The organism is Nitrososphaera sp. (genome assembly GCF_037447015.1).
In the GTDB taxonomy this organism is placed as follows: domain Archaea; phylum Thermoproteota; class Nitrososphaeria; order Nitrososphaerales; family Nitrososphaeraceae; genus Nitrososphaera.
This window is the reverse complement of sequence record NZ_JBBIHK010000025.1, coordinates 1-20,995: the sequence shown is the minus strand read 5'-3', so window position 1 is coordinate 20,995 and position 20,995 is coordinate 1. Positions and strand designations below refer to the sequence as shown.

The following is a 20,995-nucleotide window of genomic DNA, read 5'->3' as shown; positions in this document are numbered from 1 at the left end:
TTGCAATAACTGTCTTTATATTATAAGAACGTACTAGTAATATATATTAACAATATCAAATGCAGATTAAAGACGTAAATATTGCGCCAGCGTATATCTGAACATGTTGCCGCAATCGTTCTCTGCAAGGGCAATGGAAAGCGGGGCAAAATACGGAGTCATAGCCGGCCTGATAGCCACGTGGTCGATATCAACGGCGATAGCAGCGTCGGAGATAGAGCTGGGGCTGCCAATTGGCGCCTTTTACGCCATGATCGGGGCGGGCCTCGGGTACGAAAACCCTGCCGCGACCTACGTCGGGTTTGGGCTGCACCTGCTGACAGGAGCCGTTCTTGGGGTGATCATCTGCCTTGCAGCCGTGCGGTTCATGCTTTCAAGCCTCCTCAACCCGTACCGGTCCGTCCTGATGGGCATGGCCGCCGGCGTGGCAGTCTGGCTCGTGCTTTTCCTGCCCGTCACCCTGTTCCTGGTAGAGCCGATGCTTGATGGCGGCAGTGGCAATGCCGCCGGCTCGCCTGCCCAGGCTGCTGCTTCTGCCGCGGCCGGCCAGTCCATGTGGGGCATCGCGCTCAGCGCCATAGCGTTCCACGTCGTCTGGGGCGCCATATTCGGCTACGTCGCAAGCTCGCTCATGCGCATCAGGGCGTTCAGGCTCGGTAGCAGCGGCAGCGGCCAGAAAATGCACAAAGAAGGAGGCATGACGCACTGATGGCAGTCTCCTCCAAAGAGATGGTTCCTGCCAGCCATCCCGTGCTGGCCATGGTCGGCGCCGGCTCTGCCGCAGGGCTGATAGCGTCGCTTGCTGTCAGCGCGCTCATCCTCCTTGCAGAAAAGGTGGCCATGCTGCCTGTTGGCACATTTTACCTGATGCTGGTCTCGGCCCTATCGCAGAGCGCCGACTATGGCATTTCGTCGATGGCCCTCGGCCTGCTTGCGCACCTGCTTGCCGGCACCGTGCTTGGAGCCGTCATGACCCTGCCTTTTGCGCTCTCGAAAAAGGCGTACGGCTCGCTTGGCAGGCTTGCGCCCGCCTACGGCCTTGGCGCAGGAGCGGCCGTCTGGCTCGTGCTCTTTGCGCCCGTCACGTACGGCACCATGATCCCTCTCATGCAGTCGCTTGAAGCAGGCTCGGAGATCAGCCAGCAGGCGCCTGTAGGCGACCTGTCCAGGGTTGCGGTGTCCGACCTGCTTGCCATGACAGACAGGGTGGTCTTTACGGCACTTGCGTTCAACATGCTCTACGGGCTCGTGGTGCTTGTGGTTGCACGTGCAATAGCAGGCGCCGCGCTGGAGCGCAGGGCCAGGCAGGTAATTTTATAAAGCCAAACCGGTCTCTCTGCCCCATACATCATGGGCCGGCGTGGTTTTCTAAAGAGCCAGAGGAGAAGGGGAGAAGCTATCATGATTGCCTCCGGGATCGGCCTTGGCCTGCTCGGCCTCGGCCTTTCGATACCGCAGATCTCTTATGGCGGCCTGGCCATCATAGGCCTTGGCATCTTCTCTGTCTTTTGGAGGTAAAGAGACCAACATATGAACAGCAAGGCCATATTAGCGATAGTTGCCGCCGGCGTACTCGTGGCAGGGACCGTGGCCGCGCTTGCGTTTGCCGGCCCTCCGGCAGCTTCTTCCAACACCAGCAAGGAGAGCCCCGAAGAGATGGTGTCCCGGCTGACCACGCCCACGATACCTTCTGCGTACGCGCTGGGCAGCCCCGACGCCAAAGTCACGATCGTCGAGTTTGGAGACTATTTGTGCACGTTCTGCCACAGGTTCCACCAGGACACCAAGGACCAGCTGGTCGCAAACTATGTGGACACGGGCAAGGTGCGCTTTGTCTTCAAGGACTTTCCGATAAACGACCACCTTGCAGGCGGCTCGACGCTTGGCGCACGCGCCTCCTACTGCGCCGCAGACCAGAACAAGTTCTGGGAGTTCCACGACGGGATGTACAACAACTGGGGCGGAGAAAAGGCGGGGTGGATAACGAAGGAGAACATGCTTGTCTACGCCAGGAACGCAGGCGTGGCAGACATTGACCAGTTCAAGTCGTGCCTTGACTCCAACAAGTACGCAGACGTTGTGAGGGAGAACTATCGCCTCGCCCAGAGCATCGGCCTTGACGCTACTCCGAGCTTTATCATAATACCGGCGGACGGCGGCCAGCCCACGCTCATACGGGGCGCGTACCCGTATTCTGCGTTCCAGCAGGTAATAGACGACGCGTCCTCCTCTAGCTAGCGCGTAATTTCGTAGCGCTTGCCTGTCAGGCCGGCGATGCCGTCTGAAACCTCCCTCAAGAGCGCGTCCACCTCGGCGTTCTTGTCGTCCATCTGGCGCTTTAGCTGCTCAAGCGCCTGCCTCTCCCTTGCCAGCTCCTCCTCCTGCTGCGCTATCCTTGCCTCGACCTCCTGCGTCTTTTGGACCAGCTGCGGGACCTGGCCTCCGTTTCCCGTTGCAGAGCAGGCGGCAAGCTCTGCTGCAAGCGCGCCTGCCGTCTTTTGCATCTCTGGCAGGGCCGCCCTGATGGCGGCAAGGTGGCCCAGTATCCTGTCGGCGTCCTTTAGCTGCAGCTTGCCCGACTCGACTGCCTTGTGCACCTCGCCCAGAAGCATCGAGTAGCCGTCAAGGTCGTCGGCAAATATCTTCCAGGGCTCCTCTTCCATCACGCGCAGCCGCCGCTCCGTCTCCCGGGAGACGCCGTACGAGTATTTTGTAAACGCCCTTGAAACGTGCGAGAAAAGCTCTGACGCCTGGGCATGGAACTGCTCCTCCTGCCTGCGCAGGGCTGCGATCCTGGCCGCCTGCTCCTGCGCCCTTGCAAAATCCTCCGAGCCCTTTATCTGTACAAGCTCGGCCCTGCCCGCTGCAATCTCTTGCTCAAGAAGCGTTATGCGCTCTGAAACGGCCCGGGCAGACTGCTCCGACGAGCGTATCGACGCCAGCTTTTGCGAGATCGTGTTCAGCGTGTTGTTACATTTTACCACAGGGGCGCGCTCTTGCTCGTACGCCGCAAGTATCGAGCGCACCTCCTTGAGCAGGTCAGACAGCGACGCAAACTCGTCCTTCATCCTGCCTGCGTGCTTGGGCATGAAATAGTTGAGCATCTTGCTGTGCGAGCCGGACACCTCGCCAAAGCGGTTCATCATCGACTCGAGCCTCTCCTTGAACTTTTTTGCGTCAGCGGCCGTCTGGACCTGCGGCAGGTCGGCAGATGACTCGCGCCGGAGCGTGGACACCACCGTCCTCTTCGAGTTCTCAGCGGTGGAGCCAAACCTCTTTTCCAGCTCTTCCAGCTTTAGCTTTTCCCTGTCCATCGCGTCGGCTATGGCTCCGACCTGCTGCAGGGACTTGGCGGCAGCTTCTCTGGCCGGCGCCACGCGGGCTGCAAGCGCCTGGGACTTGGCCGCCTCTATCTTTTGCAGGAGCTCCTTGACGTCTGCGACTGCCAGCGTGTCTGCAGGGGGCATCTCGACTGCGCGCTCGGCCGGCAAGGCTGCTGACGACGACGATGATGAGGATGATGCAGCAGCAGACGATGAAGTAGAGGAGGGAGCCGGCTGTTGCGCCTCTTTTTTCTTGAAAAAGCCGAATGGCACAGCGGCAATGTATGTACAGAGCGCAAACAAAACTGTTGTGCCTGGAAACCCTTAAGGCGCAGGCGGTGCCATAATAACAGCAGCGGCGACTGATTATACATGGCATCGCCACGCAAGGATGGGCCAAAGGGCCGCCACGCGCTGTTGCCGTCGCCTGCCACTGCCGCAGCGGCTGCAGGGAGGTGGTTTGAGCGGCATCGCCAGACGATGCTCATCATGGACGCAGTGTGCATCGCGCTCCTGTTCCTGCTGCACATATTCACCGCCACGGTGCCTTCTTTCTCGCTGGGCGCGGCGGTAAGCACCGTAGCGGCTGCCCTTGCCTCCCTGATCTTCCTGACAGTCGTGTGGAAGGGGGTGGTGCCTGCAGTCATCTGCGCCCTCGGGATAGCCCTGATGCACGGCTCTATTGTCCTTCCATACAACGCGCCCCCTGACCCGCAGTTCCCGGACGAGTTCTTTAACAACCGCCCGCCTGAGCAGCACCCCTCAGCCAAGATGTCATTCCACGTGGCAGTCGAGATGTACTTTGCCCTCGGCCTTGCCATGGTCGCGATGAGCATGATCATTGCGTACAGGCCGTCGCTCATGTTCACAAAGAACAGGCCCCAGTCTGTCGAGGAGATGTGGAACAGGTACCCGCTCTGGCACGACAACGTCGAGCTGGTCGGAGGCAGACTGGAACCGTCCGTTCCCGCGCTCACCCTGATGGACGAGCGCGACCGCTACCTGATGTGGCGCTATGAATACGTCCTTGCAGACATTTACGGCAGGCCGCACCTGGTGAGGCCGGACGGGATGGTGCCGCAAAAGAGCACGTCCTTTGTGAGGGACAGGGCAAGCGGGCTGATAATGGGCGTTCCCCGCTTTACGGGGTACTTTGCCTGACGATGCGATGTGACTCCAAAACAATATTTTTAAGGGGTGTAAAACCCACAGGGCGGCATAGAAAGAGAATGAAATCGAGCATCGTGGTCTTTGTCCTTGCGTTTGCCGCCATGGGGCTGCTCCTTGGCTTTGCCGACTCGATAGAGGTCGCGATGCAGCACCAGCCGGCGTTCCGGCCGCAGGCGGCGAACGGCACCAACAGCACTGCCACTGGCGCGACCGTCCAGCTGCAGGACAGCCTTGCAGTGGGCGACACCGAGCCGGCAGAGAAGTAAAGAAAAAGAGAGAAGAAAAAGACGCTGGAACGTTTTTAGCGCACGGGCGCTTTTTCCACTTTGTTGGACATCGAGGCTGCACGGCAGATAATCGAAGGCGAGGTCGCGGTCGTGGCGGGCAACCCGTCGCGGGTAAGGGAGAGCGGCTGCGCGGCCTGCCACGTGCTCTTTACGATCAAGGACAGGATGAACCTGAGCGAGGCCGACGCGGCAGACCTGCTGACAGAAGTGCTGCTTCAAAGGCCCGAGCTGAACGACCGGTTTATCGAAATGGTCGAGGACATACACATGAAGCAGAGGATGATGGGAGTGACGTTTGCGATAAAGACGCGCGAGGCCAAGGACCGCTACCTTGGCTCGCAGTTCAAGAACGCGCTCGACGAGATCCTAGGCGACGCGGCGACCCACGGCGTCGAGCTGGCGATGCGCAGGCTGGTACTGGCAAGCATCGCGCTGCAGGTAGCGCAGAACCTCGGCATCGACTACCACGCCGCAACAGAGGAGCTGTATTACTATATGCGCAAGAACGACGAAGCGACTCACAGAGAAATAATGCAGCTGGTGTCTTCGCTGCTTGAAAGAGGCAGGGCAAGGAAATGAAGAGCGAAAAAGGGCTCTTTTTTGAAACGCCGGACCTCCTTGCAAAGATCGACGACGACAGCTACTGGATCGACTTTATGAGGGTGCGCCACATGGAGGCCGGCGTGCTCCGCCTGCGCCCCGGCGAGGAGGACACGCAGACGCCCCACGACGAGGACGAGCTGTATTTCGTGGCAGAAGGCTCTGGCTATGTAGAGGCGGGCGACGAGCGCAGGCCGGTGAAAAAGGGCTCGATAATATTCGTGCCTGCCAGGGTGCCCCACCACTTTTACGGCAACAAAGAGCTGCTGGTCGTGCTGTATGTGTTTGCCGCGTAGCAACTGTCAGGGTAGGTATTTATCAGCCCTCGTATGCACCAAGAGGGAACTCTAATGCCGATTGCAGACGCAGCCAAGAAACAGATAGCCCAGCACCGCAGGCTCTACTTCAAGATATGCTTCAGGTGCGGTGGCAAGAACCCCATCTCGGCGACGAGGTGCAGAAAGTGCCACAGCGACCAGATGAGGCTGAAGAACAGGACGCTGGGCGCCAAGAAGTAAAAAAAGGCACTCCTTCACTTTTCTGGCGTTTTTGCCATTTTCTGTATTGAAAGACACTGCCAAGTTTAGTCTGGAACGATGATCTGTGCGCCGTCGCCGGTACGCGTCATGCTTGTCACTTTGATAGAGCCGGCTACGTCCACGCCGCTGTGCGGAGGATCGCCAGCGGTAAATGTGCCCCTTACCACGAATCTGCCAGATGCACCGTCGTCAGAGGGGATCTCTGTCAAAAGGCCGGGGTTTGCCTCCGATATTTCATACAGGTTTTCCAGCCAGAAATAGTTTCCACGTGTGTCCCTAAAGCCGGGTTCGCAGACATCCAGCCCGCGGGTCGGGATGCATTCCACCATGTTTCCCACGACCACTATTTCCTAGCCGTTCTGAAAAAAGAACCCAATGTCTGCAAAGGTGATGTCAGTAAAGAAAACTGCAAAGGATATTGCCGTTGCTGAAGCGACTGCGCCCACCATTAGCCACTGCAGCCTCATTTGCGACAGCACGGGCACCAGATTATTATGAAGCAGCTGGCAAATTTGAACTTGGCGTATGATGGATGCACCAGCATCAATGTAGCGGCAAACTGCAGATTAGCGAATCAAGTTTGCCATTTCAGAAAGGCAGGCAGGGGCGTGAGCCGCCACAGACTTTTCACTTTAGACAAAAATATTGAAAATAGCACCAAGCTGCCTTCTCTGATCTGGTTTGTTATAGAATGCATACATCACCACAGCCCCAGCAATTACAGCTGCAAACATCAAAAAGATCGGGCTGTTTGCGCTAAGTTCGACGCATGAGGAGCCGACGGTACAGCAACCGCCCTGTGCCTGGCAACCGTGACCGTACGCGACAGGCACGTCGCTAACCACAAGGGACATGCCAAATACAAAACCGACCAGCACAAGCAGGTGCTCAGGTGCCAATAGAGGATAATGCGCTTGCCAATTAGATAAGTCTGCCTACCTCATCAAAGACGGCCTTTGAGTTAAACAATTAAAGAGTGGATGGGGAGAGATTCGAACTCTCGACCACCTGTGTGTGAGACAGGTATCCTAACCAGGCTAGACTACCCATCCATCCACTACTGTTACGGACGCAGTTGCTTTCGCCAGACCGATAATATATGTTCAGCTATCGTCGCTATCACTATGTGCCTTCGGCAAACCCTTCCAGGTACGCCTTTTGCTCCGGCGTCAGCACGTCTATCTGGACGCCCATCGACTGCAGTTTTGCCATCGCTATTTCCCGGTCCTGCGCCTTGTCAATGTCGTACACCCGGGGCTTCATCGTCCCTTTGGACGCTGCCAGCTTTAAGACGGCCAAAAACTGGTTTGCAAAGCTCATGTCCATCACTTCTGACGGGTGGCCTTCGGCTGCTGCCAGGTTGACCAGCCTGCCCTCGCCTATCAGGTAGACCCGCCTGCCGTTCTTTAGCGAATATTGTTTAGTATGTTGGTTGATGTCGCTCGTGCTTGAAGACTGCTTTTCAAGCTCGGGTATCGATATCTCGACGTTAAAGTGGCCGGCGTTTGCCAAGATGGCCCCGTCCTTCATTTTTGCAATGTCGTCGCCCATGATCACGTCCTTGCAGCCAGTGGTGGTGACAAACACGTCGCCCACCGCAGCGGCCTCGTTCATCGTGGTGACAGAATAGCCGTCCAGCTTGGCCTTTAGCGCGGCGATCGGGTCGACTTCGGTGACGATGACGTTTGCGCCCAACCCGGCGGCCCTGCGGGCTATGCCCTTGCCGACGTGTCCGTACCCTGCGACGACAACGCTCTTGCCGGACAGGAGCACGTTTGTAGCCCTGATGATGCCGTCAAGCGCAGACTGCCCGGTGCCATAGACATTGTCAAAGTCGTGTTTCGTCTCGGCGTCGTTGACCGCTATGACAGGATAGAGGAGTTTGCCGCCGTTCTGCATGGCTCTAAGCCTCACTACGCCGGTGGTGGTCTCCTCGGTGCCGCCATATATCGGGCCCTTTATCTTGCCCTGCTCCAGCGCCTTGTGCATCTCGACTGTCAGGTCGGCGCCGTCGTCTATCGTGACGTGCGGGTTCAGCTTCATGGCGCTGTGTATGTCGTCATAGTATTCTTTTGTGGAAACGCCCCTGCTTGCAAAAACGCCTATCCCTTCGTGCCTGGCAAGAGACGCGGCGACATCGTCCTGCGTCGAAAGAGGGTTGCAGCCGCACCAGGTCAGCTCGGCGCCGGCTGCCTTCAATGTCCTGACGAGCACGCCGGTCTCCTTGGTGACGTGCAGGCAGCCTGCCACCCGGATGCCTGCAAGCGGCTTTGTCTTTTCATACTTTTTGCGCAGCGCGACAAGCACCGGCATGTGCGCCTCGGCCCAGTCTATGCGCCTTTTGCCCTCGTCTGCAAGCGAGATGTTCTTTACCCTGTGTTCCACGAGACTGAAACCGCGGGTACCCCCTATATTTACCTGTTTTTTGTCAGCCTGTTTGGACCCTACCGCGGCTGAGGAGTTACAGCACGCCCCAGGCCCGCATTATCGAGACGACCTGCTCGTCTGTCACAGGCGAAAACTCGCTGTAGAACTCGCCTACTGCGCCAAAGTCGCGCGGGACGGATATGACGACTACCATGTCGGCCTCGTGCTTTAGCGTCTCGACAGTCTGCGCGGGCGCGACCGGGACTGCGATGATGAGCTTGGCAGGCTCATGCTTTCTTGTCCACCGCGCAGCGGCTATGACGGTCGCGCCGGTCGCCACGCCGTCGTCTACAAGCACGACGGTCCGGCCCCGTATGTTGTAGGGCGCGCCGGCCTTGCGGTACGCCTGCGACCTCCTGCGGATCTCGGCCACCTGCCTTGACTTTTCCTCGTCGATGTAGGCAGGAGGCACGCGCAGCGCCGTCACCAGGTAGCGGTTGATGTATTCGGTGCCGTCCTCCATCACCGCGCCTATCGCAAGCTCCTCGTTGCCGGGCGCCCCCATCTTCCTTGGGATGACTATGTCGAGTGCCGCGCCAAGCTTGCTTGCGACGATCTCGGCAAGTATGACGCCGCCCCGGGGTATGCCGATGATTGTAGTAGTAGTATCATTATTGCTGCCGACTATTTTTTCCAGTTTTTCTGCAAGAGCCGCCCCTGCGTCTGCCCTGTCGCGGAACTTGGTTGCCAAGCAAGTACGTCTCTGCTCTCCTTCTGCTTTTAAGCATTGGTCTCAGAAAAAACTATAATTCCAGAGCAGGGCCACAGCATGCCTGTGCGCAGGACGCAGATAGCAGTCATTGGATACAACAGGGACAGGTGTTCGGAGGAGGCCGGGTCGCTTGCCTACGACACAGGGAGAGAGATAGCGAAGGCCGGGGCCGTGCTGGTGTGCGGCGGGCTCGGAGGCGTGATGGAGGCAGCATGCAGGGGCGCGCAGGAAAACGGTGGCGTGGCAGTCGGCATCATACCGCAGGAGGATTTTGCGTTTGCCAACAAGTACTGCGACATCGTAGTCTGCACGGGCATAGGCTTTGCCAGAGACTTTATAGTGGCGTCGTCTGCCGACGGCATCATCGCAATAGGCGGAGGCGTCGGGACGCTGATAGAGCTTGGCGTCGGCTACATGATAAAAAAGCCGATGGCTGCAATCGCCGGGAGCGGCGGCGTGGCAGACATGTACGGCGGGAAATACCTTGACGAGCGCAACAGGGTGCCCATACTTCTTGCAAGGACGCCGGCAGAAGCCGTGAAAATGGTCACGGCGGGCAGGACGACAAAAATTGATTGATTGATTGAATTGAAAAGGTGCCGCTGGTCGACGGGCAAGACGTTCCAGGCAACCGGTGCGACGAACGCACACCTTTTTTGCGTTGGACCTGACACCGCCCGTGCGTGTTCCTTTGCGCGAACCCTTTTACAGATACGTGCATCGGGTGCGCATTGCGATGCCAGCCGTCATGCTTGCGCAAAGAGCCTATACCCTTTCCGCAGAGCCTGATGGATCCTGCGTCTTCCAGTCGGCGTTCTCTCTATACGCAGAAAGATGATTTAAGACTTTCTGTACATTGTTATAGAGATGCTTTCAACCTCGCCAGTTGACGAGGTAGGGGTCGGGCTCGTAAAAACTGCCGTACTTTGCCGCAAGCTCTCTCAAAGCCTTGACAACGTTCTGCGGGCCAAACTCTTGCACGGTGGCAAACAGCTCTTTCTTGAGCCCCATGCCGAGCTTTAATGCCTTTTCCAGCTCCTCCCTGCTGCAGACGCCGTTTGTGACAAGCCACGCCGCGTTGTTTGCAGCGACCGCAAGCAGCTTGGTCGGGTCGTAGGTGGCGGCCTGCTCCTCGGTGAGGTTTATGCGCTCGTACTTGTTGCCCTTGTACTCGTAAAAGCCCTTGCCCGTCTTTTGGCCCAGGTTCTTTTCCTCGAACAGCTGCTTTATCCTCGGGTGAGGGTAGATGACCTTTGAATCGCGAGAATGCATCTCGACTGTCGCCTTGTGTATCACGTCAAGGCCCGTGTAATCGGCAAGCTCAAAGATGCCCATCGGGAAGGACAGGCGGAACTTGACTGCCGAGTCTATCTGCGTCATCGAGGCGTTGTCGCGGTCCATGCAGTACGCCGCCTCGTGGACGAGCGGGATAAAGACGCGGTTGACAATAAAGCCGGCGACGTCCTTTTTGCAAAGCACAGGCTGCTTGCCGACCTTGCGGCAAAACTCCATCGCCATGTCCACCATTGCAGGATCGGTCTTGCTGCCAGGGATAACCTCCACAAGTGGCATCAGCTGCGGCGGGTTGAAAAAGTGCAGGCCGATGAAACGTGTGGGCCTGCTCGTGAGGGCGGCCATCTCTGTTATCGGGAGCGTGCTCGTGTTGGACGCATACAGCGTCTTTTGGTCAGAGTTGCTGTCCACCTCCGCGTACACCTTCTTTTTCAGGTTCATGTCCTCCGGCACGGCCTCTATGAGCAGGTCTGCGCCTGCAAGGGCCTGCTTTATGTCGACGACCGGCTTTATCCTTGAAAAAATCTCGTCGGCCTTTTCCTGCGTCAGCTTTTGCTTTTCCACCATCTTGTTCAGGGACCACCTTATCTTTTCCATGGCCTTGTCAAGAAAAGACTGTTCTATGTCTCTCAGGACGACCTGGTAGCCGGCCATTGCAGACACCTGCGCTATCCCGTGGCCCATGACGCCGGAGCCAAGCACTGTGATCTTGTTTATCGAGGGGAAGGAAGGGGACGACATTTTCTGTGTGACAGCTAGTCACAGCCAGCTGTTGATTTTTAATGTTGCTGTCACACCGTTATGATGATGAACTGCTGCTGTTGTTGCTGTTATTGTCGTGGTTGCTGTTCATTATCAAGAGCTCGGAATGGCCCCTGCGCCGAGCAGCCTTGCAGTTTATCGCCCTTGCGGCCTTTACCTGCACGAACAGGTGGCCGGCATACAGCCTCCTTATGAGCGGCGTGTCCGAGTTGGACAGTATGACAGTGCACCCCCTGCCCGCCAGCTCTTCAAACACGTCGCGCAGCTCGTGCTGGTCGTCGTCGCCAAAGCCGCCGTTCGTGTATTCGGTAAAGCGGGCTGTGCCGCTTGCCGGGCTGTAGGGCGGGTCGAGGTACACGAGGTCGCCCTTCCTTGCTCCTGCAAGCGCCTGCGAGTAGTGGCGGCATGCAAGCCGGGCCCCGCTCCCAAGCGCGACGCTTGCCTGCCTGAGCGCCTGCGCGTCGCATATCCGCGGGTTCTCGTACCTGCCTATCGGCACGTTGAACCTGCCGCTCCTGTTCACCCGGTAGAGCCCGTTGAAGCACGTCTTGTTGAACATGATAAAGCGCGCCGCCCGCTCGACATCGTCGGAAGGCGGAGGCGCCGCCCGCAGCCTGTAATAGTACCGGTCGCGCCCATGCGCAAACCTTGCCTCGTGCTTTTGCAGCACGGCTATCAGGCCCTCGACGTCGTCCCTGACCACCCGGTAGGCAAGCATCAGGTCAGAGTTGATGTCTGAAAGGAACGCCGGGAACGGGCCCCTGCTTGAAAGCAGATGAAAAAACACCGCCCCGCCGCCAAGGAACGGCTCGAAATACCTCCCAAAAGAAGGCGGAAGCAGCGCGTCAAGGTGGGAAAGCAGCTGCGTCTTGCCGCCTGCCCACTTGATGAACGGGTAGAACCTCCGGTGGCCGGCGGCTGCCGCCACCACTAATGCCAGCGCGCTCTGCAATGCCCACAACGACCAGATCCAAGCTCTTAACACTTTTGCTAAACTCTTGTTTACCCCGCGTTGCAAAACAGATAGTGGCTGGCGGGCTGGCTGGTGCGAGCAGGTACTTGCTCCTCGCAATCCCCTGCCCCTAAAGAGGTTCCCGCCCAATCCGGCACAATATGCAGAGCATTATAGTCACAAGTTATAGAAACTATAGTCAGAAATACTATATCTGGAATGTATCAGTACAAGGTCAGAAGGGGACAGGCGCATTTGGTTCTCGCTCACCATCACCGCAGCACAATCGTCATAGTCATCGCCTGCCCTGAAACAAGAAGAACGATAGAGAAGGTGGCAAGGACAGGCTTTGGACGGAGTTAGCAAGGTAGCAATAGCGGCAGTCGGGGTCGCCGCGCTCTTTATCGTGTTCCTGCTGTACAACGCCACCGTCATGGCCGCGCTGGGCATCATGGGCGACGAGCGGAAAATCGTCCAGCTGCAAAAGGGCGGCGTGCTAAACACCCCCTTCACGCGCGGCAGCCTGGACGGCATAGACGCGATGAAGGGCGCCTACCCTTCCTGGTATTTTGACGGCTCGGCCCGTGTGAGGGGAGGCTCGTACGACGTACACCAGGTCGCCGGCGAGGGCCTCTACGTCGGGGTCAGCGACCCGGACCCCGACGACCCGGTGTGGTCCGGGATATTTGCCATGTCGCCAAACGACTATTCTTCCCTGTACCACGTCAGGATGGACGTGCCGGGCCGCCTCCCCGTCAGCAGCGACCCTGCAGACTATATGAACGTGGGTATGTACGTCCAGACTGACACCAGCACGGGCAGGATAAACTATGTCGGGTGCACAATAGACATCCGGCCTGACAGCCTGATCCTGAGGGTCGAGTCTGGCCTTGGCAACGATATGCTGGTCACGAGCAGGACCGTGCACTGGGAAAAGCGGGTCGGCCTGGACGAGCGCACGGTGGACTGCACGCTTGTCACAAACGGCGACAACCGCCTGCTTGCGATAATAAACGGCGATCGCGTCTTCGAGTCTAACCGGCTGGACCTGCAGATGCCCCGGCCGTTCAACTCGTACCTGGAGACCCAGGTGAGGGGCATCACAGAGCTGTCGTACGGCAGGTTCTCCGACTATTACAGCAGCCTGTCTGACGAGGTGACCGTGATAAAGCTCAAGCCGGGCCAGCAGGTGAGCCTCGGCAACGCGACTGCGGTTGCAGACGGCTCGGGAATCGCCCGCATAAACATTTCAAAAGCAGGAGGTCTAAAGTGCAACGATAACAACATCGGCGCAGGCAACGACGGCAGCGGCTGCAGGCTGGTGGTGCACGGGAGCCCCGACTCGGTGCTTGTCAAGAGCGACTTTTCTGGAGGCGACCTGTACTCCTACGGCCCGATAGACTGGATAGAAGAGTCAAAATACAGCCACCGCGCCGACAGCGGAGGCAAGCTGGGATAGGCAGGAGGAGGCCAGGTCCAGCCTTTCCACCCCCAGATTACAAAGAAAGACGACTACCGAGTTGCAGGAAACAGCAGCCAGGGCTAGCCGATCTCGACTATGAATTCTACCTCGACTGCGCTGTCAAGCGGCAGGCTAGAAACGCCCACTGCCGCCCTTGCGTGCTTTCCTTTCTCCCCAAAGGCCTGCACGAGAAGGTCTGAAGAGCCGTTTATCACCTTGGGCTGCTCGGCAAAATCAGGGTAACAGTTTACAAACCCGGTAACCTTGACCACGCGCCTTACCCTGTCGAGGCTCCCAAGCGCCACCTTTAGCTGCGCAAGCGCGTTTATCGTGCACAGGCGCGCTGCCTGCTGGCCTGCCTCTACCGGCAAATCCTTGCCCACCTTGCCCCGGAACTTGACCTGGCCTGCCTCTATAGGTATCTGGCCTGCGACAAAGGCCAGGCTGCCTGTTACTACCACGGGCACATACGAGCCGGCTGGAGCGGGAGGCGCGGGTAGCGCGATTCCAAGCGATTGCAGGGTCTCTTCCACTGTCACACGCCACAGGAAAGGCGGCTGCCGTTATTTACGTTGCGCTGCCTTGCCTTCGGTTGACGCTGCGAACAGGACAAAAGCGAATACTTTTAAAAAGCCCCCATAGAAATTAAGGCCATGTGCGCTCACCACGACAGCAAGGCAGAGGGCGGCTACCACATGACAGGCGTTGCCTGGACTATTCTTGTGATGGGCGTTTCCCTTGCGATAATCTTTCTAATGTGGGCGTTCTTTGGCTACATCGGCCCCAAGTTTTCCGAGGAGGTCATGCTTGAGCAGCAGGCGCAGCTGAGGGAGCAGTACGGGTTCCCGCCGGCTGAAAAGATCACGGCGCAACAGGCCCAGACGCCTCCGTCGCTGCGCCATCTCAACGGCTCTGCAGGGCAGGCTACCGCCGCCACCAATGCCTCTTCTTCCGGCGCTGCTGCTACTGCCGCAGAGGCAGGCTAGCTAGAGCAGGTCTTCGTCTATAGTCTCTATCTTGTCGACGTACTGGCCGCATTCGCATCCCGGCACCAGGCACTTGCCCACCTTCAAGAGCGAGTCGCTGCTGTCCGTGTGTATGTCGTGAGCGTGGTGGGTGTGGCCGCACCTGATGCAGTTCAAAGCACCTATCCCCATGGCACTACCTACCAATAAATGCAGCGCACGCAGCACAGATCACACAAAAGATTATACATGAATCACTGCAGAGACGCTTCCGTCCATCACATATGGAAAAGTTTGACGAATATGTCAGGCGCTACGAGCGCAAGACCCCCAAGTCGCGCCGCCTGTTTTCAAGGGCCGCCAGGGTGTTCCCGGGCGGCATAAGCCACAACATACGCTATTTCCCGCCGTACCCGTTCTTTGCGGACGGCGCCAAGGGCAAGCGCCTGCACGATGTCGACGGCAACAGCTATACCGACTACTGGATGGGCCACTGGGCCCTCATACTGGGGCACTCCCCGGCTCCGGTGGCGTCTGCGCTTGCGCGCCAGGTCCGAAACGGCACCCTCTACGGCACCACAAACGACGTGTCTGTCGAGCTTGCAGAGACGATACAAAAGCTGATGCCGGCGGCAGAGATGATGCGCTTTTCGAGCACCGGCTCTGAGGCGACCATGTATGCAGTCAGGCTTGCCCGGGCAAAGACCGGCCGCCGCGTGATTGCAAAGGCGATAGGGGGCTGGCACGGCTTTAACACCACCCTCATGCAGAGCGCCAGCTACCCGTTCGAGGCGGAGGAGGGACCGGGCCTGGTGCAGGACGAGGGGCAGTACGTGGAATCGATCCCGTTCAACGACCTTGAAGGCTCGATAAAAGTGCTGGACAACATACGGGACGACCTTGCCTGCATAATAATAGAGCCCATGATAGGCACGAACGGCTGCATACCGCCGGTCGACGGGTACCTGCAGGGGCTGCAGGAATATGCAAGGAAGAACGGGGCCCTTTTCATACTGGACGAGATAGTCACCGGCTTCAGGCTGTCGCTGCACGGCGCGGCCAGGCTTTACGGCCTTGACCCCGACCTTTTCACGCTGGGCAAGATATGCGGCGGCGGGATGCCGATAGGCGTGGTCTGCGGCAGGAAGGAGATAATGTCGCTTGCCGACCCGGTATCGGTGCCTGACAAGCAGGCCAGGTGCGCCATAGGCGGCGGCACGTTCTCTGCAAACCCGGCGACGATGACAGCCGGCCTTGCCACGCTCGACTTTTTGAAAAAGAACGAGCGCGAAGTGTACGGCAAGATAGACAGGCTCGGCGGGATGGCAAGGGACGGCCTTGGCAGGATATTTGCAGAGGCCAAGATACCGTGCGCCATCACCGGCACCAAGTCGGTGTTCATGACGCACTTTTTCAGCGATAGCAGTCAGCAAAAGCGGCAGGTGTCAAACGCCACCGACGTGGCAATGTCTGACAAGGCGGCCCTTGGCAGGTACCACATGGCGCTCATGGCTGCGCACGGCATATTCTTCCTCCCGTCCAAGATGGGGGCGATGTCCTTTGCGCACGACGAGGGCGATGTGAAAAAGCTGCTTGCAGCCACGCAGTCGATTGCAGATTCAGGAATCCTGGGCAAGGCTGCGCAGTAAGGCGCCCCGCGGCGGCCTGTCTGCAAACCACCATCGCCACTCGCCGTCAACGGGCAGCAGCCGCTGCTGCTGTTGCGCCGGCAGGGCCTGACACTCAAACACTACAAAGTTGGCGCGAAGGACGTCTTGTCGTTGTTGTTTTTGTTTTTGTTGTTGTTTTTCGCCACCGGTAGAAGAGGGTTTCAGCACCGCCCTCTCCAGCCTGACTATACTGCCCACCTTTGCCCTGACGCCGGCCGACTTTATCAGGTATTCAGACAGTGCTTTCGCATAGCTTGTACCCCTGTCGACAGGTGTCATCGGCAGCATCCACCGGCCGTCCTGCCCGCTTCTTACAAACAGCGTCCTTTTTGTACCGCCCTCCTTGGTGTGGACAAGGCCGACTGCGCACTTTAGCACAAACTGCCCGCCAGACATTTTCTTGAATTCCAAAAAGGCGGACGGCGGCAGGCGGACTGTCTTTCTGCCAGACGGGATTTTGCCGCCTAGCCTGCGGTAGTTGCCCCGCGTGTAGATCAGCGGAGATTTCGTTTCGTCAAAGCTGGCGCTTGTCGCCTCGCCCACGACCATGACGTGGTCGCCGACCTCCTGCACGAGCTTGACCTTGCATTCAGCGCAGAGTGCGCACCCCTTGACGAGTGGGACGTGCTTGCCGTAAAAAGTCTCAAAAGTTCTGGGGACGGCAAGCTTGTCTATCTCTGTGCCAGAGTAGCCGCCGGCGATGTTGACGAGCTCTGCCTGGCTGTCAGAGGCAATGTTGACCCCGAAAAAGCCGGTTTTCTGGATGTTCCACAGCGTCGGCGAGTCGTGTATAAAGATCGCTATCAACATCGGGTCGTACGACACCTGCATGGTCCACTCGCACGCCATCACGTTTCCCTTGTCGCCGCTGCCGCTGGGGCGCCTGTCCTTCGTGGTGGTTATCAGGCCCACGGTGGTTGCAAAGTAGCGGTGGACGTTTTCTTGCTTCTTCTTTTGCAGACTCACAGGGTGCAATTCAGAGGCGCCAGTTAATTAATTAACCAACGAGTACACGGGTGCCAAGTTTTTTAGGTGCTTGGTGCGCTGCATGATCTGCTATTGAAGGATGGCGATAATGACGGCGGCAGCGGCAGACCTGACGGCAGGGACAGGAACAGCAGAAACAATAACGGCGGCGGTGACGCACACGACGAGCTGTTCAAGGACTACGACACCGTTCTGAAGGAGAGCGCCGTGCTCACCACGTTTGCGAGCATCCTGTTCGGCTTTTTGCTCAACATCTCGGTCAGCGCGCCAGACGACTTTGACTTTTTTGACAGGATCACCATTCTTGTAGCCCTCTTCTCGATAACCGTGGCGGTGTCGCTCTTCGTCATGCCTGCGATATACCACCACCTGCAGTTTCCATACACCGACGTAGAAAAGTTCAAGCGCAGGAGCCACAGGTTCATCGTGTTTGGCATCGTCCCGGCGCTTCTGACGCTGTACCTGGGCCTTGAAATAGCGCTGTCGCAGGTGATGGGCGACGAGTATGCCTTTGTCCTTGCGGCGGTGCCGTTTGTGATGGTGTACGTGTTCTTTAAGAAGCGCAAGTGAAATGGAAAAATAGCCAACACTTAAAAGGCGGAGAAAAAGAATCCATGGAACGTATATGGCTGCGCGCAAGAACACATCGCGCAAAAAGCGACTGATGAAAAAGACCAGGCAGAACCAGCCGGTTCCGGCGTGGGTGATCATCAGGACCAGCAGGAAGGTCAGGACCAACCCCAAGCGCAGGCTCTGGCGCAGGTCCGACGTCCAGGTCGGCTAATGACAATATAGAGAAGGAGCAGGTGGAGAAAAACATGTCATCATCAACAACAACCGAAGAAAACGTTACACGCGTTTACACTATCAACCTTGGAAGGGCGTGGCTCACGCCACAGCACAAGAGGACCGACAGGGTCATCAACATGATCCGCGAGTTTGCAGAGAAGCACATGAAGTCAGGCGAGGTCAAGCTCGACCAGAGCCTGAACAGGCAGATCTGGTCGCGTGGCAAGACAAACCCGCCAAGGAAGGTCAGGGTAAAGATGGTCAAGGACGAGGACGACGTTGTCACCGTCTCTCTCTACGAAGAGCCGGCAGAGACCAGTGCGACGATTGCTCCAGCTCCGGCTGCAACAGCGACAACGACGGCGACGGCTGCTGCAACAGCAGAAACGGCTGCAAAGCCCGAAGAAGAAGAAAATAAGCCAGCCGACTCTGCCGCAAAGCAATAGAAATTTTATTTTATTATTGTTTGTTGTTCCAGTTGCGCTCTGCGACTGACTTTAGCGCCTGGTTCATTTCTTCAAACCCCTTGCGGAGCGCGGCGTCCAGCTTGTGCGCAACAAGCGACACGATGGGCCCCGCGAACTTTTCTACCTGGTAAAAGGTGACCCTGTCGTGCGTCAGAGGCTCTATGGCCATCTTGTGCTCCGTAGAGAACAGGCTGCTGATCCTCCCCTGCCAGGCTATCTGCCGCTCCAGCTCGACGTTTGCCACCACGGGGTCGAGCTGCACCATCTTTTCGTCTGCGAGCCTGATCTCCATTTCGAGCCGGCTCCCCCGCACCAGCTCACCCCTGATCCTCCTGATGAACGGGTTCCAGGAATGGTAGCTTGCAAGGTCGGTCAGGACGTTCCACACGCCAAATGCAGGCGCATCGATGATTATGGAGGTATGGATCTCCATCTACACGCACACACATATACAATGACTATGGCCAGTGCTATTAAGCAAAATGGAACCTGGTTACATAAGAAACGGGCAGCAATAAAGTCAGAGAGATATGTGCCTGTGACATGTGGCCGCCAGAAGAAATTCTATTAAATCATGACTGCCAATAATAGGCAGCCGCGTGCGAAAACGGCGCAAAGCAAGTTTAGGCTTGCAAAACGCCGCCAGTAGTACGCGGCTACTACTACTATACTACTGCCCTCGCAGGGCAGGGCATGGGGGAGGAACTGCGGCTGTAACAAACAGGGTGCAGGGATCTGCCGAGCCTGCAAGGGAAACAAATGATTTTATCCGACAGGCTGCCAAGCACATGCGCATACACATAACATGATGGACGTGTGCCCCGTCTGCTACAAATTCCTCCAGACTATTCTCGACAAGAAAAAGATGAAGAAAGAGGTAAGGCTGGCAGCCGAGGGCCAGCCCTGCAAGTCCACCTACCACAAAAAGCTGACGGACAGCTTCAAGTCATAGGGAAGCGATTGCAGCTCTCCCCTACTGGACCTGTATCGTCCCCTTCATGGGCGAATGGTAGTAGCACATGTATTCCAGCGTCGTTCCTGCCCCCGATGTCGGCTTGAACGCCAGCTGCCCAGTCTGGCCAGGCATGACATCTGCGCTCGATGCAAGCTCTTGGCCGTCCTGCGCCTGTATAACAAGCTTGTGCTTGCGGTCAGTCGGGTTCTCTATGGAAAACGTGTTGTCCGAGTTTGCCGCAAGCCGGATCACAGGGTTCTCGTCAGTTCCGACGAACCAGCTGTAGAGATCCACGCTTTCCCGGGCAGTGAGCTGGATGGTGTTGTTATTGTTGCCCGTTGTCCCGGCGGCAGGTTGTGGTGACGGAGGGGAAGGAGGTTGCGGGGCTGGTGGAGTAGTAGTACTGGAAGTAGAGTTGGACGAGCTGCTGCTGTTATTATCATTGTTGTTATTGTTAGAAGAGCTGGACGCCGAACTCGAGCTTGACGCAGAGGTAGAGTTTGAGCCCGCCGAGGTGGCGGCAGCAGCAGAGTTTGTAGAGTTCGACGACTGGGTGCTGTTGCCGGCGTTGTTGCTGTTATTGTTGTTGTTATTATTTGTGGCGCTGCTGCTACTGTTGTTTGCAGCAGTAGTAAGGATGGTAGCGGTATTTGCAGCGCCTGCGGCCAGCGGGTTTGAACGCGGCGCCTTTGAGACGGTGCCGTATATCGGCCCATTGCCAAAGTGGCTGTCCACTGCATCCGGATCGGCAGATATGGCGACTGCTGCGTTGTTCATCAGCCGTATCTCGACCGGCACATTATCGACCGGACCGTCCTTCATCGTGACGGTCGCGTTGCCGTTTATCACGACGACGGCAGCTGCGGCGGCGTTTGTCCTGTTGCTGACAGAATAGTCCGACAGCTCAAAGTTTGATATCCTGTGTTTGTGCAGGGCCGTGCCGTTTGGCATCACCATGTTCACCTGCGCCGAGAATGTGATGTCCGGCCTGGCGCCAGAAGAAGATGAGGAGGAGGTGCGGGGCGGAATCACCTTGACCGACCAGGTGCCCGACTCTATCCAGGCCGGCGCGCCCTGCGGGTCCAGCTGCACGTTTGCAATATAGCCCCTCCACACGTGCAGCTGCTGCATCTTGGCCTTGCTGCTACTGCTGCCGCTGCCGTTTGCAGCATACCCCTGCTGCACCGGCAAGGCAACGGCCGCTATCGATACCACAAGCGCCGCCGCGACCAGGACGGCCGACAGCTTGCGGCTTGAAAAATAATAGATCTGTCGTTGTTCTCTTCCTCCTCCACCGCCTTCTTTCATTGCAAGGATGAGCTGGCACGACGGTATTTAGGGCGTCTGTAAGCCCCATTGCAATGAATCATCTATGAGATTAATCTAGCGTTTCTTGCTGTAATTGCATATTTTGCATTCCTCAAAGACGGTGCCGTCCAGGTGGTCAAAGTGGGCGCCGCAGGACCTGCAGGTGTGGTGTATGTCAAGGTAGCCGTCGGGCGCGGTAAAGCTGTTGCCCTCGAGGGCCTGGCCCTTGCAGACGATGCACCGGCAGCCGCATTTTATTATCTCCAACGCACCCGGTTTTGGCGGGCTGCTCTTTAATAAAATAACTATTATTATTTTATTATTGTT

General features: G+C 57.6%; 28 protein-coding genes and 1 tRNA gene. 16 read left to right on the top strand and 13 right to left on the bottom strand.

Features of this window, described 5'->3' with window-relative positions:
* Positions 1-103 precede the first annotated feature (103 nt).
* From WKI84_RS09255 to WKI84_RS09245, 3 genes are all read left to right on the top strand, one after another.
* Complete coding sequence (locus WKI84_RS09255) at positions 104-709, top strand: hypothetical protein (RefSeq protein ID WP_337863263.1); 606 nt, start codon at positions 104-106, stop codon at positions 707-709.
* On the top strand, positions 709-1,320 hold the full coding sequence (locus WKI84_RS09250; RefSeq protein ID WP_337863262.1) for a hypothetical protein: 612 nt from the start codon (positions 709-711) through the stop codon (positions 1,318-1,320). The genes WKI84_RS09255 and WKI84_RS09250 overlap by 1 nt, the downstream gene beginning before the upstream one ends.
* Before the next feature lie 210 nt (positions 1,321-1,530).
* Entirely contained in the window at positions 1,531-2,238 is a 708-nt protein-coding gene (locus WKI84_RS09245) for a thioredoxin domain-containing protein (RefSeq protein ID WP_337863261.1), read from the top strand.
* On the opposite strand, the gene WKI84_RS09240 is transcribed toward WKI84_RS09245, so the two are convergent.
* A complete protein-coding gene (locus WKI84_RS09240; RefSeq protein ID WP_337863260.1) occupies positions 2,235-3,596 on the bottom strand; it encodes a hypothetical protein in 1,362 nt (453 codons plus the stop codon). The genes WKI84_RS09245 and WKI84_RS09240 overlap by 4 nt on opposite strands.
* A 99-nt stretch (positions 3,597-3,695) precedes the next feature.
* Here WKI84_RS09240 and WKI84_RS09235 point away from each other — a divergent pair, with 99 nt between their 5' ends.
* The 5 genes from WKI84_RS09235 (at position 3,696) to WKI84_RS09215 (ending at position 5,898) form a co-directional block, all read left to right on the top strand.
* The gene (locus tag WKI84_RS09235; RefSeq protein WP_337863259.1) at positions 3,696-4,484 is read left to right on the top strand and encodes a hypothetical protein; all 789 of its coding nucleotides are present in this window, start codon (positions 3,696-3,698) and stop codon (positions 4,482-4,484) included.
* 68 nt (positions 4,485-4,552) lie between these two features.
* Positions 4,553-4,759: a hypothetical protein gene (locus WKI84_RS09230; RefSeq protein ID WP_337863258.1), complete on the top strand. Its 207-nt coding sequence runs from the start codon at positions 4,553-4,555 to the stop codon at positions 4,757-4,759.
* Positions 4,760-4,819: 60 nt separating this feature from the next.
* The gene (locus WKI84_RS09225) at positions 4,820-5,359 is read left to right on the top strand and encodes a hypothetical protein (RefSeq protein ID WP_337863257.1); all 540 of its coding nucleotides are present in this window, start codon (positions 4,820-4,822) and stop codon (positions 5,357-5,359) included.
* Complete coding sequence (locus WKI84_RS09220) at positions 5,356-5,676, top strand: cupin domain-containing protein (protein WP_337863256.1); 321 nt, start codon at positions 5,356-5,358, stop codon at positions 5,674-5,676. The genes WKI84_RS09225 and WKI84_RS09220 overlap by 4 nt, the downstream gene beginning before the upstream one ends.
* 54 nt (positions 5,677-5,730) lie before the next feature.
* Positions 5,731-5,898 (top strand): 50S ribosomal protein L40e, encoded by a 168-nt coding sequence (locus WKI84_RS09215; protein ID WP_337863255.1) that lies wholly within the window; start codon positions 5,731-5,733, stop codon positions 5,896-5,898.
* Between the two features lie 65 nt (positions 5,899-5,963).
* On the opposite strand, the gene WKI84_RS09210 is transcribed toward WKI84_RS09215, so the two are convergent.
* The 4 genes from WKI84_RS09210 to WKI84_RS09195 form a co-directional block, all read right to left on the bottom strand.
* Entirely contained in the window at positions 5,964-6,263 is a 300-nt protein-coding gene (locus WKI84_RS09210; RefSeq protein WP_337863254.1) for a hypothetical protein, read from the bottom strand.
* Positions 6,264-6,896: 633 nt separating this feature from the next.
* A tRNA-Val gene (locus WKI84_RS09205) sits at positions 6,897-6,971 on the bottom strand.
* A gap of 70 nt (positions 6,972-7,041) precedes the next feature.
* Complete coding sequence (ahcY, locus tag WKI84_RS09200; protein ID WP_337863253.1) at positions 7,042-8,304, bottom strand: adenosylhomocysteinase; 1,263 nt, start codon at positions 8,302-8,304, stop codon at positions 7,042-7,044.
* Positions 8,305-8,380: 76 nt separating this feature from the next.
* Positions 8,381-9,037: a phosphoribosyltransferase family protein gene (locus WKI84_RS09195; RefSeq protein ID WP_337863252.1), complete on the bottom strand. Its 657-nt coding sequence runs from the start codon at positions 9,035-9,037 to the stop codon at positions 8,381-8,383.
* A gap of 36 nt (positions 9,038-9,073) precedes the next feature.
* Between WKI84_RS09195 and WKI84_RS09190 the strand changes: the two genes are divergently transcribed.
* The gene (locus WKI84_RS09190) at positions 9,074-9,637 is read left to right on the top strand and encodes a TIGR00725 family protein (protein WP_337863251.1); all 564 of its coding nucleotides are present in this window, start codon (positions 9,074-9,076) and stop codon (positions 9,635-9,637) included.
* Positions 9,638-9,931: 294 nt separating this feature from the next.
* Here WKI84_RS09190 and WKI84_RS09185 read toward each other — a convergent pair whose 3' ends face one another.
* On the bottom strand, positions 9,932-11,092 hold the full coding sequence (locus tag WKI84_RS09185) for a 3-hydroxyacyl-CoA dehydrogenase family protein (RefSeq protein WP_337863250.1): 1,161 nt from the start codon (positions 11,090-11,092) through the stop codon (positions 9,932-9,934).
* A 58-nt stretch (positions 11,093-11,150) separates the two neighbouring features.
* A complete protein-coding gene (locus WKI84_RS09180; RefSeq protein ID WP_337863249.1) occupies positions 11,151-12,044 on the bottom strand; it encodes a DNA adenine methylase in 894 nt (297 codons plus the stop codon).
* Positions 12,045-12,414: 370 nt separating this feature from the next.
* On the opposite strand from WKI84_RS09180, the gene WKI84_RS09175 reads away from it, so the two are divergent.
* On the top strand, positions 12,415-13,524 hold the full coding sequence (locus WKI84_RS09175; protein WP_337863248.1) for a hypothetical protein: 1,110 nt from the start codon (positions 12,415-12,417) through the stop codon (positions 13,522-13,524).
* 83 nt (positions 13,525-13,607) lie between these two features.
* Here WKI84_RS09175 and WKI84_RS09170 read toward each other — a convergent pair whose 3' ends face one another.
* A complete protein-coding gene (locus tag WKI84_RS09170) occupies positions 13,608-14,066 on the bottom strand; it encodes a RidA family protein (protein WP_337863247.1) in 459 nt (152 codons plus the stop codon).
* A 114-nt stretch (positions 14,067-14,180) separates the two neighbouring features.
* On the opposite strand from WKI84_RS09170, the gene WKI84_RS09165 reads away from it, so the two are divergent.
* The gene (locus tag WKI84_RS09165; RefSeq protein ID WP_337863246.1) at positions 14,181-14,513 is read left to right on the top strand and encodes a hypothetical protein; all 333 of its coding nucleotides are present in this window, start codon (positions 14,181-14,183) and stop codon (positions 14,511-14,513) included.
* Here the strand turns inward: WKI84_RS09165 and WKI84_RS09160 are convergent, their stop codons facing one another.
* Positions 14,514-14,684, bottom strand: a complete 171-nt coding sequence (locus WKI84_RS09160; RefSeq protein WP_337863245.1) for a hypothetical protein — start codon at positions 14,682-14,684, stop codon at positions 14,514-14,516. It abuts the gene before it with no gap.
* Between the two features lie 92 nt (positions 14,685-14,776).
* On the opposite strand from WKI84_RS09160, the gene WKI84_RS09155 reads away from it, so the two are divergent.
* Positions 14,777-16,141 carry an aspartate aminotransferase family protein gene (locus WKI84_RS09155; RefSeq protein ID WP_337863244.1) on the top strand — a complete coding sequence of 455 codons (1,365 nt, stop codon included), beginning with the start codon at positions 14,777-14,779 and terminating at the stop codon, positions 16,139-16,141.
* Here the strand turns inward: WKI84_RS09155 and WKI84_RS09150 are convergent.
* On the bottom strand, positions 16,112-17,128 hold the full coding sequence (locus WKI84_RS09150; protein WP_337863243.1) for a flavin reductase family protein: 1,017 nt from the start codon (positions 17,126-17,128) through the stop codon (positions 16,112-16,114). The genes WKI84_RS09155 and WKI84_RS09150 overlap by 30 nt on opposite strands.
* A 93-nt stretch (positions 17,129-17,221) precedes the next feature.
* Between WKI84_RS09150 and WKI84_RS09145 the strand changes: the two genes are divergently transcribed.
* The 3 genes from WKI84_RS09145 to WKI84_RS09135 are packed head-to-tail and all read left to right on the top strand — an operon-like array spanning position 17,222 to position 18,384.
* The gene (locus WKI84_RS09145; protein WP_337863242.1) at positions 17,222-17,719 is read left to right on the top strand and encodes a DUF6328 family protein; all 498 of its coding nucleotides are present in this window, start codon (positions 17,222-17,224) and stop codon (positions 17,717-17,719) included.
* 55 nt (positions 17,720-17,774) lie between these two features.
* Complete coding sequence (locus tag WKI84_RS09140) at positions 17,775-17,933, top strand: 50S ribosomal protein L39e (RefSeq protein WP_337863241.1); 159 nt, start codon at positions 17,775-17,777, stop codon at positions 17,931-17,933.
* 22 nt (positions 17,934-17,955) lie between these two features.
* Complete coding sequence (locus WKI84_RS09135; protein WP_337863240.1) at positions 17,956-18,384, top strand: 50S ribosomal protein L31e; 429 nt, start codon at positions 17,956-17,958, stop codon at positions 18,382-18,384.
* 13 nt (positions 18,385-18,397) lie between these two features.
* Here the strand turns inward: WKI84_RS09135 and WKI84_RS09130 are convergent, their stop codons facing one another.
* Positions 18,398-18,838 carry an SRPBCC domain-containing protein gene (locus WKI84_RS09130; protein ID WP_337863239.1) on the bottom strand — a complete coding sequence of 147 codons (441 nt, stop codon included), beginning with the start codon at positions 18,836-18,838 and terminating at the stop codon, positions 18,398-18,400.
* 372 nt (positions 18,839-19,210) lie between these two features.
* Between WKI84_RS09130 and WKI84_RS09125 the strand changes: the two genes are divergently transcribed.
* The gene (locus WKI84_RS09125; RefSeq protein WP_337863238.1) at positions 19,211-19,357 is read left to right on the top strand and encodes a hypothetical protein; all 147 of its coding nucleotides are present in this window, start codon (positions 19,211-19,213) and stop codon (positions 19,355-19,357) included.
* A 21-nt stretch (positions 19,358-19,378) separates the two neighbouring features.
* Here WKI84_RS09125 and WKI84_RS09120 read toward each other — a convergent pair whose 3' ends face one another.
* The gene (locus WKI84_RS09120; RefSeq protein ID WP_337863237.1) at positions 19,379-20,668 is read right to left on the bottom strand and encodes a hypothetical protein; all 1,290 of its coding nucleotides are present in this window, start codon (positions 20,666-20,668) and stop codon (positions 19,379-19,381) included.
* A 75-nt stretch (positions 20,669-20,743) separates the two neighbouring features.
* A partial coding sequence (locus WKI84_RS09115) for a hypothetical protein (RefSeq protein WP_337863236.1) occupies positions 20,744-20,995 on the bottom strand: 252 nt, incomplete at its 5' end.

Bases quoted from the DNA above. Each gene is read 5' to 3' on its own strand.
- WKI84_RS09255 (WP_337863263.1), top strand. From the start codon at position 104: ATGTTGCCGCAATCGTTCTCTGCAAGGGCAATGGAAAGCGGGGCAAAA.
- WKI84_RS09250 (WP_337863262.1), top strand. From the start codon at position 709: ATGGCAGTCTCCTCCAAAGAGATGGTTCCTGCCAGCCATCCCGTGCTG.
- WKI84_RS09245 (WP_337863261.1), top strand. From the start codon at position 1,531: ATGAACAGCAAGGCCATATTAGCGATAGTTGCCGCCGGCGTACTCGTG.
- WKI84_RS09235 (WP_337863259.1), top strand. From the start codon at position 3,696: ATGGCATCGCCACGCAAGGATGGGCCAAAGGGCCGCCACGCGCTGTTG.
- WKI84_RS09230 (WP_337863258.1), top strand. From the start codon at position 4,553: ATGAAATCGAGCATCGTGGTCTTTGTCCTTGCGTTTGCCGCCATGGGG.
- WKI84_RS09220 (WP_337863256.1), top strand. From the start codon at position 5,356: ATGAAGAGCGAAAAAGGGCTCTTTTTTGAAACGCCGGACCTCCTTGCA.
- WKI84_RS09215 (WP_337863255.1), top strand. From the start codon at position 5,731: ATGCCGATTGCAGACGCAGCCAAGAAACAGATAGCCCAGCACCGCAGG.
- WKI84_RS09185 (WP_337863250.1), bottom strand. From the start codon at position 11,092: ATGTCGTCCCCTTCCTTCCCCTCGATAAACAAGATCACAGTGCTTGGC.
- WKI84_RS09165 (WP_337863246.1), top strand. From the start codon at position 14,181: ATGTGCGCTCACCACGACAGCAAGGCAGAGGGCGGCTACCACATGACA.
- WKI84_RS09160 (WP_337863245.1), bottom strand. From the start codon at position 14,684: ATGGGGATAGGTGCTTTGAACTGCATCAGGTGCGGCCACACCCACCAC.
- WKI84_RS09155 (WP_337863244.1), top strand. From the start codon at position 14,777: ATGGAAAAGTTTGACGAATATGTCAGGCGCTACGAGCGCAAGACCCCC.
- WKI84_RS09140 (WP_337863241.1), top strand. From the start codon at position 17,775: ATGGCTGCGCGCAAGAACACATCGCGCAAAAAGCGACTGATGAAAAAG.
- WKI84_RS09130 (WP_337863239.1), bottom strand. From the start codon at position 18,838: ATGGAGATCCATACCTCCATAATCATCGATGCGCCTGCATTTGGCGTG.
- WKI84_RS09125 (WP_337863238.1), top strand. From the start codon at position 19,211: ATGATGGACGTGTGCCCCGTCTGCTACAAATTCCTCCAGACTATTCTC.
- WKI84_RS09120 (WP_337863237.1), bottom strand. From the start codon at position 20,668: ATGAAAGAAGGCGGTGGAGGAGGAAGAGAACAACGACAGATCTATTAT.